The sequence below is a fragment of the Candidatus Limimorpha avicola genome (assembly GCF_056978975.1).
This window is the reverse complement of sequence record NZ_DBMCYK010000008.1, coordinates 41,793-59,129: the sequence shown is the minus strand read 5'-3', so window position 1 is coordinate 59,129 and position 17,337 is coordinate 41,793. Positions and strand designations below refer to the sequence as shown.

General features: G+C 39.4%; 18 protein-coding genes. 8 read left to right on the top strand and 10 right to left on the bottom strand.

Features of this window, described 5'->3' with window-relative positions; translation table 11 throughout:
- Positions 1–20: 20 nt before the first annotated feature.
- Together glmM and ACZOVS_RS05375 are read left to right on the top strand one after the other, a co-directional pair.
- Positions 21–1,403, top strand: coding sequence for a phosphoglucosamine mutase (gene glmM / locus ACZOVS_RS05380; protein ID WP_483996207.1), 1,383 nt, complete (start codon positions 21–23; stop codon positions 1,401–1,403).
- Between the two features lie 52 nt (positions 1,404–1,455).
- Positions 1,456–1,704: a hypothetical protein gene (locus ACZOVS_RS05375; protein WP_483996206.1), complete on the top strand. Its 249-nt coding sequence runs from the start codon at positions 1,456–1,458 to the stop codon at positions 1,702–1,704.
- 2 nt (positions 1,705–1,706) lie between these two features.
- On the opposite strand, the gene recR is transcribed toward ACZOVS_RS05375, so the two are convergent.
- Positions 1,707–2,318: a recombination mediator RecR gene (recR, locus tag ACZOVS_RS05370; RefSeq protein ID WP_483996205.1), complete on the bottom strand. Its 612-nt coding sequence runs from the start codon at positions 2,316–2,318 to the stop codon at positions 1,707–1,709.
- 65 nt (positions 2,319–2,383) lie between these two features.
- Here recR and ACZOVS_RS05365 point away from each other — a divergent pair, with 65 nt between their 5' ends.
- Positions 2,384–3,106, top strand: a complete 723-nt coding sequence (locus ACZOVS_RS05365) for a toxin-antitoxin system YwqK family antitoxin (protein WP_483996204.1) — start codon at positions 2,384–2,386, stop codon at positions 3,104–3,106.
- Between the two features lie 127 nt (positions 3,107–3,233).
- On the opposite strand, the gene ACZOVS_RS05360 is transcribed toward ACZOVS_RS05365, so the two are convergent.
- Genes ACZOVS_RS05360 through dapF form a run of 7 tightly spaced genes read right to left on the bottom strand, consistent with a single transcriptional unit; the run spans position 3,234 to position 9,007 of the window.
- Positions 3,234–3,878 (bottom strand): HAD family hydrolase, encoded by a 645-nt coding sequence (locus ACZOVS_RS05360; protein ID WP_483996203.1) that lies wholly within the window; start codon positions 3,876–3,878, stop codon positions 3,234–3,236.
- Positions 3,878–4,294 (bottom strand): tetratricopeptide repeat protein, encoded by a 417-nt coding sequence (locus ACZOVS_RS05355; protein ID WP_483996202.1) that lies wholly within the window; start codon positions 4,292–4,294, stop codon positions 3,878–3,880. The genes ACZOVS_RS05360 and ACZOVS_RS05355 overlap by 1 nt, the downstream gene beginning before the upstream one ends.
- A gap of 11 nt (positions 4,295–4,305) precedes the next feature.
- Entirely contained in the window at positions 4,306–5,250 is a 945-nt protein-coding gene (locus ACZOVS_RS05350; RefSeq protein ID WP_483996201.1) for a DUF2279 domain-containing protein, read from the bottom strand.
- Positions 5,243–6,589 (bottom strand): phosphomannomutase/phosphoglucomutase, encoded by a 1,347-nt coding sequence (locus tag ACZOVS_RS05345; protein WP_483996200.1) that lies wholly within the window; start codon positions 6,587–6,589, stop codon positions 5,243–5,245. Before ACZOVS_RS05345 ends, ACZOVS_RS05350 begins: the two co-directional genes overlap by 8 nt.
- A complete protein-coding gene (gene mltG, locus ACZOVS_RS05340; RefSeq protein ID WP_483996199.1) occupies positions 6,586–7,668 on the bottom strand; it encodes an endolytic transglycosylase MltG in 1,083 nt (360 codons plus the stop codon). Before mltG ends, ACZOVS_RS05345 begins: the two co-directional genes overlap by 4 nt.
- Positions 7,665–8,189: a GNAT family N-acetyltransferase gene (locus ACZOVS_RS05335; RefSeq protein WP_483996198.1), complete on the bottom strand. Its 525-nt coding sequence runs from the start codon at positions 8,187–8,189 to the stop codon at positions 7,665–7,667. Before ACZOVS_RS05335 ends, mltG begins: the two co-directional genes overlap by 4 nt.
- An 11-nt stretch (positions 8,190–8,200) precedes the next feature.
- Entirely contained in the window at positions 8,201–9,007 is an 807-nt protein-coding gene (dapF, locus tag ACZOVS_RS05330; protein WP_483996197.1) for a diaminopimelate epimerase, read from the bottom strand.
- A 188-nt stretch (positions 9,008–9,195) separates the two neighbouring features.
- Here dapF and ACZOVS_RS05325 point away from each other — a divergent pair, with 188 nt between their 5' ends.
- A complete protein-coding gene (locus ACZOVS_RS05325; RefSeq protein WP_483996196.1) occupies positions 9,196–10,689 on the top strand; it encodes a trypsin-like peptidase domain-containing protein in 1,494 nt (497 codons plus the stop codon).
- A 194-nt stretch (positions 10,690–10,883) separates the two neighbouring features.
- Complete coding sequence (locus ACZOVS_RS05320) at positions 10,884–11,750, top strand: sigma-70 family RNA polymerase sigma factor (protein WP_483996195.1); 867 nt, start codon at positions 10,884–10,886, stop codon at positions 11,748–11,750.
- A 98-nt stretch (positions 11,751–11,848) separates the two neighbouring features.
- On the opposite strand, the gene ACZOVS_RS05315 is transcribed toward ACZOVS_RS05320, so the two are convergent.
- On the bottom strand, positions 11,849–13,933 hold the full coding sequence (locus ACZOVS_RS05315) for a ComEA family DNA-binding protein (RefSeq protein WP_483996194.1): 2,085 nt from the start codon (positions 13,931–13,933) through the stop codon (positions 11,849–11,851).
- Between the two features lie 54 nt (positions 13,934–13,987).
- Positions 13,988–14,815 (bottom strand): hypothetical protein, encoded by an 828-nt coding sequence (locus ACZOVS_RS05310; protein ID WP_483996193.1) that lies wholly within the window; start codon positions 14,813–14,815, stop codon positions 13,988–13,990.
- 128 nt (positions 14,816–14,943) lie between these two features.
- Between ACZOVS_RS05310 and ACZOVS_RS05305 the strand changes: the two genes are divergently transcribed.
- From ACZOVS_RS05305 to ACZOVS_RS05295, 3 genes are read left to right on the top strand one after another with little or no spacing between them, the layout of a single operon-like run.
- The gene (locus ACZOVS_RS05305) at positions 14,944–15,429 is read left to right on the top strand and encodes a DUF456 domain-containing protein (RefSeq protein WP_483996192.1); all 486 of its coding nucleotides are present in this window, start codon (positions 14,944–14,946) and stop codon (positions 15,427–15,429) included.
- A 13-nt stretch (positions 15,430–15,442) separates the two neighbouring features.
- A complete protein-coding gene (locus ACZOVS_RS05300) occupies positions 15,443–16,264 on the top strand; it encodes a transketolase (RefSeq protein ID WP_483996191.1) in 822 nt (273 codons plus the stop codon).
- Positions 16,261–17,211, top strand: a complete 951-nt coding sequence (locus tag ACZOVS_RS05295) for a transketolase family protein (protein ID WP_483996190.1) — start codon at positions 16,261–16,263, stop codon at positions 17,209–17,211. The genes ACZOVS_RS05300 and ACZOVS_RS05295 overlap by 4 nt, the downstream gene beginning before the upstream one ends.
- Positions 17,212–17,337: the final 126 nt, after the last annotated feature.

Genomic DNA, 17,337 nt, shown 5'->3' with positions numbered 1-17,337 from the left:
TTGCCAAAAAAAATAATACTATGCCATTAATAAAATCAATCTCGGGTTTTCGTGGTACTATAGGAGGAAAACCCGATACAGGCCTGACTCCTGTAGATATTGTGAAGCTAACGTCTGCTTTTGTTTGTCTTATACGTCGTAATGGTGTGAAACGTCCGCGTATTGTGGTAGGACGCGACGGACGTATATCAGGTTTTATGGTTAACCAGTTGGTTTGCGGAACCTTACAAGCCATGGGTGTCGATGTCATCGATATAGGTTTGAGTACTACTCCTACAACGGAGATAGCCGTCACCGAGATGAAAGCCGATGGAGGTGTGATATTGACAGCAAGTCATAACCCCAAGGAATGGAATGCTCTCAAACTTCTCAATAATAAAGGTGAATTCATCTCTTCGGAAGATGGCAAGTGGCTGCTTGATATGGCTGATAACATGGATCTTGAGTTCGCACCAATAGATGAGATAGGTACATATTCTTACAGTGAAGGTTGGATGGAACGTCATGTAGAGATGGTGTGCAGTCTTCCTCTCGTGAAGAAAGAGGTCATCGCCAAAAGAAATCTTAAGGTAGTCGTCGATGGGGTTAATTCTACAGGTGGCATTGCATTACCTATGTTGTTGGAAAAACTTGGTGTCAAGGATGTGACAGTTCTTAATGAAGAGGTGAGCGGTGTCTTCGCTCATAATCCGGAACCGCTTGCTGTCAATCTTGTGGAGACGTGCGACATGGTGAGAAAGCTTGGTGCCGATATTGGTATCGTCGTTGACCCGGATGTTGACCGTCTTGCTTTCATCGATGAAAAAGGAGAGATGTACGGCGAAGAATACACACTCGTGACAGTGGCGTCGTATATACTTGATAATGTTAAAGGCAATACCGTTTCAAATTTGTCATCTACCCGAGCTTTGAGTGATATCACTAAAAATGCCGGAGGCGATTATTATGCTTCTGCCGTGGGAGAAGTCAATGTGGTGGAGAAGATGAAAGAGGTTCATGCAGTGATAGGAGGCGAGGGTAATGGTGGCGTAATTTATCCGGAACTGCATTATGGCAGAGATGCTCTTGTAGGCGTAGGGCTTTTCCTAACATATCTATGTGAGAAACAATGTTCCTGCTCTGAATTGAAGACACATTTCCCGCAATATTATATGTCGAAAAACAAGATTCAACTGACACCTGAGACCGATGTGGATGCTATTTTGTCGGCAATGGCAGAGAAGTTCTCCGATGAACGTGTCACTACAATTGACGGAGTTAAAATTGACTTTGCCGATGGCTGGGTACATCTTCGCAAATCAAATACAGAGCCTATAATAAGGGTATATTCCGAGGGTAAGACAGAGGCTGATGCAGACCGTTTTGCTTCAATGATGTTGGAAGAGGTAAATAAAATCATTTAATGTTTTTGTTTTATATGTAAATTTTGTATATTTGCATGATAAAAACATTTAAATGAAGATACATTATAAAAGAAAAAGCCACCGGAAGAACAAGTTTTACAAGGTGGCTTTTAAATTGACATTCAATCAGTATAATTCGCTTCTTAATTATTGCAGGGCGCGTAAGACTACACCTGTAAAACTTATCAAGAGAAGTATTGAACGTTTTACTTCCTGTTATACTTATGAGGTGCCGGATGAGTTGTATCTGTCTGAAAAACAGTTGGAACTGTTTGATGAAGATGAAGTCAAGAATATTTGAGATTATTTGCTGTCGAAAGGCAAACGATTCATTATCGACCTTCCTAATGTTATCTCATCGGCATATTCCAAAGCGTCGCCTACAGAGATGCCTTTGGCAATTACAGTAATCTCTCCTTTGAAATCTTTCAACATCCTATATATATAGAAATTGGTGGTGTCGCCTTCGATAGTGGCAGGCAATGCAAGAATAATCTCTTTTATCTCTTCATTGTGAGTCCGTTCTATCAGTTCTTCTATTTTCAAGTCAGAAGGACTTATGCCTTCCACTGGGTTGATGATACCTCCCAAAACATGATATATTCCGTTGAATGAGTTGGTTCTTTCTATTGCCATGACATCGCGCATGTCTGCCACGACACACAAAATGCTGTTGTCACGTCTCGTGTTGGAACAGATGGAACATATCTCTTCGTCGCTGATGTTGTGGCATCTTTTACATAATACAATGTTGCTTCTCATGTCGATGATGGATTTTGCCAGCATCTCCGAAACGGAGACATCTTCGTTGAGCAGATGTATCGCTAATCGCAATGCCGTTTTTCGTCCTATGCCGGGCAATTTCGACAGTTCTTCAACAGCTTTTTCCAATAAAATCGAGGAGTATTCTGCCATTGGATAATTTTTCTGCAAAAATACGTTATTTTACAAAAGCATAGTATCTTTGCATAAAATATTTGATGATGAAAACTGATGGCTTGAAAATAATTATTTTGTCTGTTTTTTTGACGTTTTCTTGTATCAATGTTATGGGGCAGAAATATAATAATATTGATAAACAAGGACCTAGGCAGGGAAAATGGATTGAATATTTTGATAATGGAAAAGTGAGATTTGAAGGACAGTTCAAAGATGATTTTCCTATCGGTGAGTTTGTCTATTATAATGAGTCCGGTGCCGTTAAGGTGAGAAATAATTATTCTTCCGATGGCAGTGTCGCAGAGAGTGTTATGTATTCTGATTCAGGTGTTGTGGTGGCTCAAGGTAATTACAAGAATAAGAGGAAAGATGGTCTGTGGCGTTTCTTTTCTGAAAAGGACGGTTCTTTGATACTCGAGGAGAATTATTTGAACGGACTGCAAAACGGTAAGTCATTGGCTTATTCCAACGGCATGGTGATAGAAGAAGTTAACTACCGGAATGGCGTTAAACATGGTTTTTATAATAAATATTATGACAATGGCGTGCCAATGATGAAGGCATGTTATAAAAACGGATTCCTCGACGGTGCTTTTGTTTCGTATTATCCTAATGGCGTGCCGAAGTTTGAAGGAATGTACACTGAGGGAGAAAAGGTGGGCGAATGGAAGACATACGATGCAGAAGGCAATGTCGTTTCGGTAGATGTACACCATATCGAGAATTATGACGACCCTGCCTTGAAAGAAGTGGAATTGGAATAAAAACCCTGTCTCAAAGACAGACTGTCATCATATCTGTAGAATCTGTCCGTAATAAACAACTTCGTTTTTTCAGAGTGTTTCTGTGTATAAGAAAAAGAGATACATTAAAAATGCTATAACATCGTTGTTACAAGATTCTTTTCAATTCCTCTATTTTGTCTATTATTGGTAATGCAGTCTTTTCCAATCTCTGTTTTGAGATATGTCCCTGGCTGAATAAGATACACCTGAACCCGCATTCTTCCGATACTTCTGCATCATGGAGTGTGTCGCCTATCATAAGGCATTGTTTTGGTTCTATACAAAGTTCTTCGATCATCTTTTTGCCTATGGAGACTTTTTCTTTGGCAAAGTCGTCTTTTATACCGTAAATGCTGTCGAAATATTCGTTGATGCCAAAGTCTTTCACCATCTTTTTCAGGAGGCTGTCTTCCATGGCAGACAAAATGATTTGTCTGTAGCCTTTCTCTTGCAGATATGACAATGTGGGTTTAACATCCGGAAACAGATTTACTTCGTTCTGTCTCGATTTGTACAGATTGATAAATTGCATGGCAGGACCTTCAAAAGGCTCGTTCTTAAAATCAAAGCCGGATTTCTCGTAATACTTTCTCACGGGAAAATCGAAGATGTCTCGGTATTTTTCTATTGTCAACTCCGGCAAACTTCTGTCTCTCAACAGTATGTTTATGGAGTCAATACTGGTGTTGATATCGTCTAACAGAGTGCCGTTCCAATCCCAGATGATTGTCGTTATGCTGTCTTCTGACATTATTTGCAGTGTTTCGTATAATCTACCATGTTGGGACGACCGAGTTCTTCAGCCTTTTTGAAATAATAACATGCCATGTCCATGTCGTTTATTCGTCTGTACATCAAGCCTATGTTAAAATAAGGTTGATAGTAGTCCGGTTTTATCTCAATGGATTTCATGAAGTCGGCAAGAGCTTCTTCCCTCATGAAGTTGTTTTCCTTGGCACAACCTCTGTAATAATAAGCTTCATAATTGTTGGGGTCGTATTCTATTGCTTTGTCTAACGATACTATAGACTCTTCAAATTGTGAATGATAAAGATAATCTATGCCTTTGTCCAAATACAAACGCGATTTTTCGGGATTGGGACCACAACTTTGCAATGATAATAATGCTGCTACAGCGAATACTGACAAAAATTTGTAAAATTTCATATATTTAATAATTAAAAATAAATCCAATGCCATACAAAATTGCCGTTGGAGTTGTATTCCAATGCAGGTAACGGAATTTTGATGAAATTCAAGATTTTTAACGTGGTTTTTAAAAATTTATTGTTTGTTGGGATACGTGTCAGGTCGATATCCGGTGAAATATAGAATTGTCGGCATCGTTGATATTCAGGTACAGGTATTCCGTTGTGCGATGATACATTTTCAAAAGCTCCTGTCATTCCGTCGGCTCCAAGACCTATTGCAACATTGATCCAGGAGGGGAATTTGCTGTCTTTTTTGAGTATCAACGATTTAATATTGAATGACAACCATATCGTCATACCGTTGTAATCTTTTATTGAATTTTCTATTATGTTACTTCCTAGCAAATCCGGACGATATTGTGAATATTTAGTTTGATGGAACGAATATTTCATTGTGATTTTTTGTTCATGCCAAAGTAGTTGTTGTGACATGAACAATGCCGTTCCGAAGGTGTTGGCTGCCATGTCTCCCCATGAGAAGCCCCAGCCGGAGGACATTCCGTCGAATACTTCCACTATGCCGAGAAACACAAAACCCAACGAGCCGCCGCATATTATGGCAGGAGTTTCTTTCATGCCTACTGCTTTGAGCAGTTCATATCCATACAATCCGACAGTGTATGTGGAAAAAGCATGCCCGTATTTGTCCATCTGCAACCATTCCCCGTTGTCATTGTAGAAATGAAAAGGCTCTTGTTCATAGTCTGCATACCAAAGATAATATAAGCCTGTCATGGATGCTGTCAATGCTACCGCCTCCGAACCTAAAACTATTGCAATATTTCTCTTCGTTTTTTTCTCTTCGTTAGAAGGTATTTTTATCAAAGTCTCCTGTGCCTGACAACTGATTCTGCAGAAAACAGTGAGGATAATTGTTGCGTAAATTATTGATTTGAAACATTTTTTATTCATAATGTTCAATAATTGCTTTAACATTATTCAATATGTCGTCCAAAAGATTTTGACTTTTGGCTTCCGCAATGAATCTCAGATAAGGCTCGGTGTTAGAAGGTCTGATACTGAACCAGAAGTTTTCATAGTCAAGTCTGTAACCGTCGAAATCATAAAACTTAACAGGTTGTTTTTTTGCAAAGAAATAATTCTTTACATCTTCCATTGCATCTTTCTTGTTTTCGATTTTGAAGTTGATTTCTCCGGTATTGAAATAGTCTGAGATATTGCTTGTTAACTCCGACATTGTCATTCCTTTTTCTTTGAATCTCAACAATATGCGTAATACTATCAAGGCAGCCATTATTCCGGAATCGGAATAATAGAAGTCTCTGAAATAGTAATGACCGGCTAATTCGCCTCCATAGCAGCCATCCAATTCTCTGAGTTTCAAGGCTGCGTATGCTCTTCCTACTTTCCATGTCACGACTTCTGCGTTGAATCTTTTCAGGTATTCCTGTACGGCACGCGATGACCTGATGTCTTGCAGTACAATGCCTTTCTGTTTTTTTTCTTCGAGAAAATAATGTCCTAAAAGGGCAATGATAAGGTCAGGAGAGACAAAACTGCCTTTTTCGTCTATGAAAGTAATACGGTCGGCATCGCCATCGAAAAGAAGTCCGATATCGCAAGCGTGTGACACAACAGTGCCGGTCAGTTGTTTGCGATTTTCCGCTTCGAGAGGATTGGGCTCATGTCCCGGAAACCTTCCGTCAGGTTTGTCATTGATATATACAGGAGTGTCGCCAAGCAGTTGTTTTATGAATAATGATGACATGCCGTTACTGCAATCGACGGCTATTTTCAAATTTGAAATATCGACTTTGTATTGGCTGAGAAAGTTGATATATTGTTCGTAAATGTCTATCTTGTTGATGATTCCGCGTTTTTCAGCTATAGTGGTGATTTTATCTGATTCCACCAAACTCTCCAATTTGTCGAGTCCCGAATCATATCCAATTGGTGTGGCATTTAATCCGCTTATCTTCAATCCGTTATGATTGGAAGGGTTGTGCGATGCCGTAATCATTACAGAAGCATGGTATCCCATCTTGGCAGTAGTCCAATATATTAATGGTGTTGTTGACAATCCTACGAAATCGACAGAAACGCCTCTGTCATTGAGTCCTTTCGCAAGGTTGTACATGACAGTGTCAGACGACAGCCTGATGTCCTGTCCGACAAGAATATTATTGAACCCAACTATGTCAGGCAGGAAATAACCTATCCTGTAAACTGTCTCTTCGTTCAGGTCTTTGCCCCAAACTCCTCTTATGTCGTATGCTTTAAAACAATTCATTTCCAAATTTTTCTGTTGTCAAGTGCTTTTCTGTATTTTTCTGCATTTCTGTTATGTTCCGAGATGGTTTTAGCAAAGTTGTGGTATCCCGATAAATCTTCTTTGGCACAGAAATACAGATATTTATGATTTTCCGCATTAAGTACTGCGTCTATGGCTGATATTGAAGGTATGCAGATAGGACCCGGCGGCAATCCTCTGTATTTATAGGTGTTGTATGGAGATTCCACTTTTTTATGCACGTCGAGTACACGTGTTATGCTGAAATCTCCAACGGCAAAAACCAGAGTGGGGTCTGCCTGCAATGCCCAGTTTCTTTTCAATCTGTTAAGATATACTCCCGCTATGCGTGGCATCTCCTCAATTTTGAGTGTCTCTTTGTCAACTATGGAAGCCAGTATGCTCACTTCAATGGGAGTGAGGTCGAGATTTTCAGCTTTCTTCAGGCGCTCGTTGTTCCAAAAGATGTCGTATTCTGTTTTCATACGGTCGATAAACTCTGTCGCATCGGTATTCCAGTAAAATTCGTATGTATTTGGTATGAAAAGACATGCAATGTTGTTGTCGTTAAAACCTCGTGATATCAATTCTTCGTCATGTAATGCAGCCTCTATTATTGATGAAGAGTCTGCCTCAATCTGCTCGCTTATTCTTGCTGCAAATTGTTCTTTGGTCCTGATATTGTTGAAAACCACCTGTACCGGTGTCTGATGTCCGAGATTCAACATATTAATCAATTCGTGGGTAGTCATGCCGTCAGACAAGACATAATGTCCTGGTTTCACATACTGACAATAGTTTCTTTTTTTTGCATACCATTCAAAATCATTTTTATGTATAATCAGATCTTTGGAATAAAGACTGTCCTTTACTGTGGAGAAATCGGCATTTGTAGGAATATAAAGAGATATCTCTTCTTTGCCGTTGGTAAAAATGTTGGACATCATCAGTATTCTGTATAACCTGAACAATATCAGAATGGCGATTGTCAGCAAAACTATATTAAATGACATGACAATCAGACATATTTTTTTGTTTTTTATTTTTTTCGATTTTCTGTTTATTTTAAACTCAGTCATTTGTAATTTTTGTTAATATATTGATATTCTATCTCATCTATAAAACCTTCAGGAGTCTTTATCCATTCTTTTCTATGACCACATTTTTTAAAACCCAAAGTCTCGAAAAGATTAATGCTGTCGATATTGTCAATACTTGTCAGAATATACAATTGTTTAAGTATTAAGATATTAAAACAGTAATTGATAATCTTTTTCAAAGCAGAAAGTGCATAACCTTGTTTTCGATATTTTTTCTGTATCAGAATGCCTATTCCGGCTCTTGAGTTGACCGGGTCATAGTCGTAAATATCTATGCAACCAATGCTTGTTCCATCTTTGTTGTCGATCATCAGCCGCAGTTGTTTCATCGAGAACAGGTCATTGTTGTTCATTAAAAACTGTTCTATCTGAAACAAGGAATAAGGAGTGTAGGTCTCGCTTACTCTCCATATCTCGGTATTGTTTTCCCACGCATAGATGGTATCGGCGTCGTTCGGTTCAGCAGCTCTTATATTGACAAAAGGGTTGTTTTCAGACATTTTGATGTATTTTAGTTTGCAAAGATATAAAATCCGTCGAAAACAAAAGTTGCAGGACCTGTCAATACGATATCTTTGAATTTATCACCTTCACGTTTGAATTTGACATTAAGTTTGCACAGTACGGTGTTGATATCTATATCGTTGCCTCCGAACCACAAAGATGCGGCTATGGCAGCAGCTGTCGTTCCGGTGCCACATGCCAATGTTTCATTTTCCACACCACGTTCGTATGTCCTGATATTGTATTTATTGTCAATGACTTCCATGAAATCGACATTGACACCGTCAGTAGAGATGTTTTTGTCGTAACGTATTTTTGCACCTTCGTTGAAGACATCGAAGTTTTTCAGGTCGTGCACCATTGTTACATAATGCGGAGAACCGGTGTCAACAATTAGAGTGTTGTCATCTGATTTATATGAATCGACATCTTTCATGCTTATTGATGCCATAAACTCTTTTTCCGACATTTTTTTTACATTATAATGATGTATTCCGTCAACAGCCTCGAAAGTATGTGTATGGCATTGTATTCCGCAGTTGTTGGCAAAAGCGGTAATGCAACGGCCGCCGTTGCCGCAGAAACTGCCTTCTCTGCCGTCGCTGTTGTAATATGTCATTTTAAAGTCATGTTCTGATGAAGGCAATAATAATATCAGTCCATCGGCGCCGATGCCGGTGCGTCTGTCACATAACAGGCAAATCTGACTTTCTGTCATGAGAAAATGTTTTTTTAAACAGTTTACCATGATGAAATCGTTCCCTGCACCATGAAATTTGCTGAATGCAAGATATTTATAATCAATATTTTCCATTAAATAGAATTTTGCATAATGTTTATATAATTTGGCAAGAAATTTGATGTAAAGATACATCGAAATAAAACATAAAACCAATTTTTTGCAAAAAACATGATGAAAAAATTGAGGTCGTTGTATAATAAGATATACCGATGTTATGTTATATTTAAGAAACAACAATAAACTAACTAATTTTTATAACAATGAAAAGAGTAAATTTTTTAATCGGGGTTTTGGGTGCGGCAGTGATTGCATTGTCGGTTTTGGTAGCGCGAATTTATCTCAAAGAAGACAATACTGAAAAAACTGTCGTCTCCAATGTCGCTGTGTCAGGACAATCGACGGCTGAAGATATACTGACACCTCAGTTTCATAAAGTGAAATATTCGCCTGCTGCTACTGACAACAATTTCGTCAAGGCAGCGGAAAGGACCGTCAATACAGTAGTGCATATACGTACAGAGATAGTACGTAAGGGCAACAGTTATTATGATTTCTTCGGACCTCTTTTGGAACAGCTTTACGGAGGACGTATTGAGGTGCCGGACAATGTATCTGTAGGTTATGGCTCCGGTGTCGTATTGTCGCCTGACGGTTATATCGTCACAAACAACCATGTCGTCGATGGTGCTAGTAAAATAGAGGTGACATTCAACGACAAACATAAGAGAGAGGCGGTCGTTATTGGTAAAGACCCGAGCACAGATCTGGCTTTGATTAAGGTTGAGGCAGAAGGACTTGAATATCTTACCTTTGGCAATTCTGACGATGTGCATGTGGGCGAATGGGTGCTGGCTGTCGGTAATCCTTTCAATCTCACTTCTACGGTGACTGCCGGCATTGTCAGTGCTAAGGCACGTAATATCAATATTCTTGGTGACGGCAGTACGATAGAGTCGTTTATTCAGACCGATGCAGCCATAAATCCTGGAAACAGTGGTGGCGCTTTGGTGGATATTGACGGCAACCTTATTGGTATCAATGCGGCAATAGCTTCGCGTACAGGTAGTTATGAGGGATATTCTTTTGCCATACCGTCTAATATTGTACGTAAGGTGGTGGAAGATTTCTTACAGTATGGCTCGTTACAACGTGCTTATATCGGTGTTGCTGTGGCTGAGATAACACAGGAACTTGCTGAAGAAGAGAACCTTGATGTGTTGTCGGGTGTTTATGTCATGAATGTGGAAGATGGCAGCGGCGCTCAGGAGGCGGGATTGAAAAAAGGTGATGTCATATTGAGTGTCAATGATATTACTGTGGATTCTCATCCTCAACTTGTTGGCGTCATAGGTCAGTATCGTCCGGGAGATAAGGTGTCTTTGAAAGTGAAACGTGGCAAGAATACCGAGATTATCAGTGTGGTGCTTAAAAACAAATTCGGAACAGAAGAGATGACAAAGGCAAGCGAATCATTTTATAACAAGGAATTGGGTGTTACTGTACAGCCTATTCCGGATTATCTGAAGGCTGAACTCGGTGTGAATTATGGACTTAAAATTGTCGATGTTAAAGATAGCGTTTTCAAGATGAGAGGTGTGGATGAAAACTTTATCATATTGTCGGTGAATAATATGAAAGTAAGCAATGCTGAAGACCTTGACAAGGCATTGAAACTCAGTAAGAATGGCAAGACACGTGTGGAAGGCGTCAATATTGACGGAAGTTGGAGAACGACATTCGAGTTTTATAGATAATAAATTATGGTTTCTGTGGTTTTTATATCCCATGGGCAAGGCAATTGTTGAATATACGCTTTGCCCATGGCATGACACAGACATCGACATGATAACAAGAACGGCATTTGCGCTTTAAAGGTTTTTCGTAAATGTTAATTTAGATAAAACCATTTTCATAAATTTTTGTTATCAAAATAAGAAAGTGAATTATAATGAGACAATTAAAGATATCAAAGTCAATAACAAATCGTGAACAAGGAGCATTGGACAAATATCTTGCCGATATCGCCAAAGAAGAAATGGTGACACCGGATGAGGAGGTCCTCCTTGCTCAAAGGATAAGAAATGGCGATCAGGAGGCTGCCGACCGTTTGGTGCGTGCCAACTTGCGCTTCGTGGTTTCAGTGGCTAAACAATACCAGAATCAGGGACTCGGATTGTCGGATTTGATAAATGAAGGTAATGTCGGTCTTATCAAGGCTGCAAAACGTTTCGATGAGACAAAAGGTTTCAAATTCATTTCATACGCTGTGTGGTGGATAAGACAGTCTATTCTGCAGGCTATTGCCGAACAGTCACGCTTGGTGCGTCTGCCTCTGAATCAGACCGGCTGGCTTAGCAGAGTGAAAAAAGTGTCTTCTGCCTTGGAACAGAAATATCAGAGAAAACCTACTATCAGCGAGATAGCTGAAGAACTCGACATACCGGAATATAAGGTGGAGGCTATCCTGAAAATGAATTCGAAAGAATTGTCAATGGATGCCACCTTGTCTGATGATGAAGATGTTACCCTCCTCGAGACAATAGTGCCCGATGATGAGGTGGCTACTGATGAGGAACTTACCAATGAATCTGATGGTGCCGCAATTCAACGTTCCATGATGATATTGTCTGAAAAAGAAAGACAAATAGTCAATCTTTATTTCGGCATAGGTACCAATCACAGTTATACTTTGGAAGAGATTGGCTATATGTTTGACTTGACAAGGGAACGTGTGAGACAGATAAAAGAAAAAGCCATTAAAAAACTGAAGAAACGTTCTCACGGCAGTCTGTTGCAGGTTTATCTTAATCAATGACAGATGATGAAACATTGGCGGCGTGTGGCTTTGAAGGCTTGAGACGCCGCCTTTTATTATGAAGTGTCGTTACCTATCACATTTACATGTCATCTTCATCATATCTTGTAAATCATCTGTAACTTGCCGTCGATTTTCTTGTTGCCTTCTATGGATTCCAATCCGCTACCTATAATGTCAACATTGTCGTATATTGTCATTCCCAACTTGGCTAAAATCTGTAATCTCTTGAATGGTCTTATGTTATAACATAGATATATTCTTATTCCTTTGTTGTATAATGAACTGACGGAAAATGAATATAATACGTCGTTCTCATAAATGTATAACCCTCCTTTTGAACTGTTGAAAACGGCATATCTGAAATATAATTTCATGATTTCATTATAAGGCCGGAAAACTATGTCTTGATATATAAGATATGACATGTTTCGTTCGCCGTCAAAGTTTTTGAAGTGATATTCAATTAAGTTTTTGAAAGTGAAACGTTTAATGGAATATGAAATGTCAAAACGCAGCATGTTGCCATGTTCTTCGTCTGTATATCTTTGATAAACATCCGTATCGGCAGTGTTTTTGATTCTTTTTTTGTATCTGTATTGAATAAAGAAACTGCTTTTTTCGTTTATTGAGTTTTCGATTTTAATGTTTAATGTATTGCCGTAGGTCGGAGAATAAGCGGTGTTTTTCAGCCAATCACTGTTGAACATGTCGGCACTGAAACATAATTTCCATTTGGGAGTCAGGGAAACACTCCCGCCAAGATAAAAGCCTTTTTCGTTCCTTGTATTGCTTGATGAACTGAAAGCATTGTTATACAGATTGTTGTATCGTTTGTCATAATTTCTGTAAAGTAAGGTCAAAGTAATATAACTTCTCGGTTGTACAGTGACACCTGATAACAGGGCGAAATATTTGCAGTACAGTGACACTTCTCCGAACAAAGCAATTTTATTCATGATATGGTAAAAGTCTATGCCTTGATTTACAATGGTTTTTCCTCTGAAATAGAAAATGTTGTATATTCTTTCATCGGGATAAAGAGTTGCGCTCATGTCTGTCTTGTGAACTGTATATCCGATTTGTGTATCTTCATTTTTATATGACAGGTTGAAGCCGTAAAATTGTTGTTTGAAGGCTTTTCTGTCGAGAATGTCGCCTGCTGTTCTGTGCAGACCGCTTTGTTGTATGCTTGTTATTTCTTCTGCATCGCCCTTGTCGTCTGTAATGCTGATATTGCCGTCGGCACGTTTGAAAGAATAAAAAATGCTTAAATCCATGTTTTTGTATGACACTGTCGTTGCAACGCCTCTGAAATAACGTCCTTCGTTGGCAGATTTGCTAGCACGTATCTTTTTGCCTTTGCGCATGATATTGCTGTCGCTGCCGAAGAACGACATCCCTGACCCCAATGTCAGCCCCTGACCGAATGACAGTTGATAATCTCCTACGGCAAAGTCTTTTATCCATTTTGTTTCATGCAGGTATATGTGGAAAGAGAAGAAATCGAAGCCTTTGTATGCCTTGTCGCCTAGCGTTTTTCTTATACTGTCGTTTATTTTGTTAAGAAAAAAATATTCTCCTGCATCTTTCTCCAAGACGAAACCAAATTCCAATCTGTTGACAAAATTGAAATTATATCTGAGAAACAGCCTTTCGGGACTTCCTAAATATACAGAATTGGGCTTGTCGCATAACACTGAGTCCGAAACATTTTTATAACCTTCCTTTTTATTGAAACAGCGGTCTGCCTGTAGCACTAAACGATGACTGCCGCGGATGAATATGTCTTTGAATCTTGTTTTGTTTTCTGTTTCCTTTTGAAATGTAATTATCGGCTTTAATAACCGTTTTGTGTTGTCGTCTATACTGTCTATCGCAAGCAATTCTTCGTAAAACATTATGTCCCCGTAATTCTTTCTGTATTCTTTTATTTTATGTAGTTGAAAAACATTGATAATGTTGTAATTCACAAGTTGTTCCATATCTTCACTATTGATATTTATCGGATTGTCGAATAATGATTGGTAAATCTCCATAATTTCCGAATAATCTTCGTTGTCGCTGTCCGTCGATTCAGCCATTTGTTGAATATGTTGCATTAAAATGTCTATTTCGTGCTCTTCCTGTGAAAATAATATCAATGGCATGAAAACGCATATCGTTGTCAGTATTTTTTTCATGATGATTTCATTTTGGTGTTTTGGTAAGTCGATTTTTGATTATTGAAATGATTGTCAAGACCTTGACTTGATATTGAAAATTATGCTGCTTTGCAGGGAAACTCCTAATTGACAGTGCATGTTTGATGAGATGTCTATTGTAATGTTTTTGAACGAATAACCTGTTCCGAAGCATATAATCCATGGGTTGGACTGTATTCCGCATCGCAGGTACAGATTCTTGTAAGCCTTGTATTCGATGCCGAACCTCAACTTGAAATTGGCTTCAAAATCTTCTTCTATCTCAGTTGACATGCTGAAATCGTCTGTCAGATTATATAGCAATCCGGCTCTCATTATTATCGGGAGTTTGTCTTTGTTGAGGGATTTGATTTTTGTCAAGACAGGATTGAACAGGTAAGCCGCCACACAAAGTTTTTCGGTAATGTCGTATGACAATCCTGCTTCGAAGGTGGCGATATGGTATTTTTTATAGTCTTTGGAAAATGCAAACAAAAGATAATCTAACTGTATGCCGATTCTCAATGATTTGCCGAATGAACGAGCAAAGGCGATGCCTATTTTATTTTCATTATAATGAGTGAATCCGAATTGTCTTACGCTTAAACCAATGACCCCGATGTCGAGAGGAATGAGAAATGCAGCGTTTTTATAGCCAAGTTCTTTCATGAGGAATCTGTTTTCATAATAAAAACCCGCACTTATGTGTCTCCACTCTGCCATGCCGGCAGGATTGTTGTGTATGCTCCAGAAATCCGACATCGCTACTGAGGTATAACCCATACCGGAGCATCTGCCTCCGACGGGCGAGGTGAAATCCCATGCCATGACATGCTCTGACAACAGGATTGTCACCATGATGGTGATAATACTATGTTTCATAAATTTATTGTTTTGGTTTCTGCTACGAAAGTATGTATTTTTATTTTATTTGTAAATAAATTATTATATTTGCAATGTTAATTTTTATTAAGAATATGGAATATCTAATTTACTTATTATCAATAATTTTGATTATAGTTGGTCTTATTGGAGATATTTTGCCAGGAATTCCCGGCGTTCCTCTCTCTTATTTGGCATTAATTTTATTACATTTTACCGACAAAATCAGCTATACTCCTCAAATGTTGATTATAACAGGCGTTTTATGTGTTGTCATTACGGTGCTGGATTATGTGGTGCCGATATGGGGCACCAAGAAATTCGGCGGTACTAAAGCCGGGGTGCGCGGCAGCACCATAGGATTGATTATCGGTGTGTTGGTGTTGCCTCTTTTAGGTATAGTCATTGGTCCTTTCGGTATTGTCGGACTGTTGGGCGGTCCTTTCTTAGGGGCTTATATTGGAGAGAAAATTGCCGGAGTGGACGACCATAAGGCTTGGCGTTCTGCTGTAGGCTCTTTCATAGGCTTCGTAGCCGGCACATTTATGAAAGTCGCATATAGCCTGGTGCTCGGCTTTATCGCGATAAAAGATATTGTAATGTCTTTCTTTTAATTGTTGATATGCTATGGATACAAAGGAAAAAGCATTGAATATTAGACTGTCGATTCTGAAAATGTTGACAAAAGCAGGCTCAGGACATACCGGAGGCTCAATGGACCTGGCTGATATCTTTGCAGTGCTGTATTTTAAACATCTTAATTATAATATTGATAACCAATATGATGAAGATAGAGACAGAGTGGTCTTGTCTATTGGTCATACTGTTCCGGTGTTATATGCCACATTGGCAGAGGCTGGTTTTTTCCCTAAGGAAGAGTTGTTGACATTGCGTGATTTCGGAAGCCGTTTGCAGGGGCATCCGAGTAAAGATTTCAATCTTCCGGGTGTGGAGACCTCGGCAGGTTCTCTCGGACAGGGTCTTTCCATTGCTTTGGGCATGGCATTGGCTGCTAAGATGGACAATAAAAAGCATAGGATATATTGTATCATGGGCGATGGAGAATTGCAGGAGGGTAGCGTATGGGAGGCTGCCATGGCTGCGGCTCACCATAAACTGGATAATCTTTGTGCTGTGGTGGATAGAAACAGACTGCAGATAGACGGTGATACCGAAAATGTAATGTCTTTGGAACCTTTGAATGCCAAATGGAAATCCTTCGGCTGGTATGTTATTGATATAGACGGACATAATCATAATCAGATTGCTGCTGCTTTCTCTAAAGCCAAGTTGATAAAGGATAAACCTGTACTTGTTATTGCCAACACAGTGATGGGTAAAGGTGTCAAAAGTATAGAAAATAACTGTAAATGGCATGGCAAGGTGCCTGACAAACAGCAGTTGTATTCTTTTATTGAAGAATTGTATAAACAATATTGCGTATCATGAGCGAATTTATTAATAGAGGCAACAAAGCTACTAAAACGGGTTTTGGTGAAGGTGTCAGAAATGCGGCAGCCGTCAATGATAAAGTTATAGGCATAGGGGCCGACATCACTGCTTCTGTGGGTATGAATATTTTCTCCGAGGCATTTCCTGAAAGATTCGTTTCGCTCGGTATTGCGGAACAGAATTGTGTCGCTGTTGCTGCCGGAATGGCTCTGTCAAACAAGATACCTGTCTTTAGTACCTATGGCGTCTTTGCAGCGCACCGTGCCTGCGACCAGATACGTATCTCGGTGTGTTATAATAATTTGCATGTCATTATAGGTGGCGCTCATGCCGGTGTCTCTGTCGGTCCCGATGGTGCCACTCATCAGGCTCTCGAGGATATTGCCATGATGCGTGTCCTGCCGCGAATGACGGTGATATCTCCTTGCGATGCCACTCAGACCATGATAGCAACGGAAAAGGCTATTCTCGAATGTGTCGGTCCGGTTTATCTGCGCTTCGGCCGTGAACCGCGACCGGATTTTACTGATGTGAATCAGGATTTTGTTATTGGAAAAGGCCAGATATTGAAGGAAGGAAAGGACATTTGTATCATTGCGACAGGTCATGAGGTCTGGGAGAGCATCCTTGCAGCGCAACGTCTCGAGAATGAGGGCAGATCTGTTATGGTCGTCAATATTCATACTATAAAACCTTTGGACGAACAACTTCTTCTCGAGATAGCTGACCGTTTCTCTACTGTTTTTACTGTAGAGGAACATCAGATTATCGGTGGACTCGGTGGCGCTGTCGCTGAGTTCTTTTCTGAAAATCATCCTGTCAGAGTCGTTAGAATAGGTATGAACGACACCTTTGGTGAATCCGGACAACCGGAGGAGTTGATGCATCATTTTAAACTCGATGCCGACGGAATATATGAGAAAATTGTTTCTTCTCTCATATAATATTTGCTTGAACAGATGATTCCTTTAAAAATATACGTATAATTACGCGGCATCCGTTTATACCTCAAAAACTACATAGAAAAAATATTCATTGTTTTTATGAATTAATAAGATTATTTCCTACAT

Excerpts from the sequence above, each read along its gene's own strand:
- glmM (WP_483996207.1), top strand. The coding sequence starts at position 21 with ATGCCATTAATAAAATCAATCTCGGGTTTTCGTGGTACTATAGGAGGA.
- ACZOVS_RS05315 (WP_483996194.1), bottom strand. The coding sequence starts at position 13,933 with ATGAAAAAAATACTGACAACGATATGCGTTTTCATGCCATTGATATTA.
- ACZOVS_RS05310 (WP_483996193.1), bottom strand. The coding sequence starts at position 14,815 with ATGAAACATAGTATTATCACCATCATGGTGACAATCCTGTTGTCAGAG.
- ACZOVS_RS05360 (WP_483996203.1), bottom strand. The coding sequence starts at position 3,878 with ATGTCAGAAGACAGCATAACGACAATCATCTGGGATTGGAACGGCACT.
- ACZOVS_RS05300 (WP_483996191.1), top strand. The coding sequence starts at position 15,443 with ATGGATACAAAGGAAAAAGCATTGAATATTAGACTGTCGATTCTGAAA.
- ACZOVS_RS05365 (WP_483996204.1), top strand. The coding sequence starts at position 2,384 with ATGATGAAAACTGATGGCTTGAAAATAATTATTTTGTCTGTTTTTTTG.
- ACZOVS_RS05320 (WP_483996195.1), top strand. The coding sequence starts at position 10,884 with ATGAGACAATTAAAGATATCAAAGTCAATAACAAATCGTGAACAAGGA.
- ACZOVS_RS05335 (WP_483996198.1), bottom strand. The coding sequence starts at position 8,189 with ATGTCTGAAAACAACCCTTTTGTCAATATAAGAGCTGCTGAACCGAAC.
- ACZOVS_RS05345 (WP_483996200.1), bottom strand. The coding sequence starts at position 6,589 with ATGAATTGTTTTAAAGCATACGACATAAGAGGAGTTTGGGGCAAAGAC.
- ACZOVS_RS05375 (WP_483996206.1), top strand. The coding sequence starts at position 1,456 with ATGAAGATACATTATAAAAGAAAAAGCCACCGGAAGAACAAGTTTTAC.
- ACZOVS_RS05295 (WP_483996190.1), top strand. The coding sequence starts at position 16,261 with ATGAGCGAATTTATTAATAGAGGCAACAAAGCTACTAAAACGGGTTTT.
- recR (WP_483996205.1), bottom strand. The coding sequence starts at position 2,318 with ATGGCAGAATACTCCTCGATTTTATTGGAAAAAGCTGTTGAAGAACTG.
- ACZOVS_RS05325 (WP_483996196.1), top strand. The coding sequence starts at position 9,196 with ATGAAAAGAGTAAATTTTTTAATCGGGGTTTTGGGTGCGGCAGTGATT.
- ACZOVS_RS05350 (WP_483996201.1), bottom strand. The coding sequence starts at position 5,250 with ATGAATAAAAAATGTTTCAAATCAATAATTTACGCAACAATTATCCTC.
- ACZOVS_RS05355 (WP_483996202.1), bottom strand. The coding sequence starts at position 4,294 with ATGAAATTTTACAAATTTTTGTCAGTATTCGCTGTAGCAGCATTATTA.
- dapF (WP_483996197.1), bottom strand. The coding sequence starts at position 9,007 with ATGGAAAATATTGATTATAAATATCTTGCATTCAGCAAATTTCATGGT.
- mltG (WP_483996199.1), bottom strand. The coding sequence starts at position 7,668 with ATGACTGAGTTTAAAATAAACAGAAAATCGAAAAAAATAAAAAACAAA.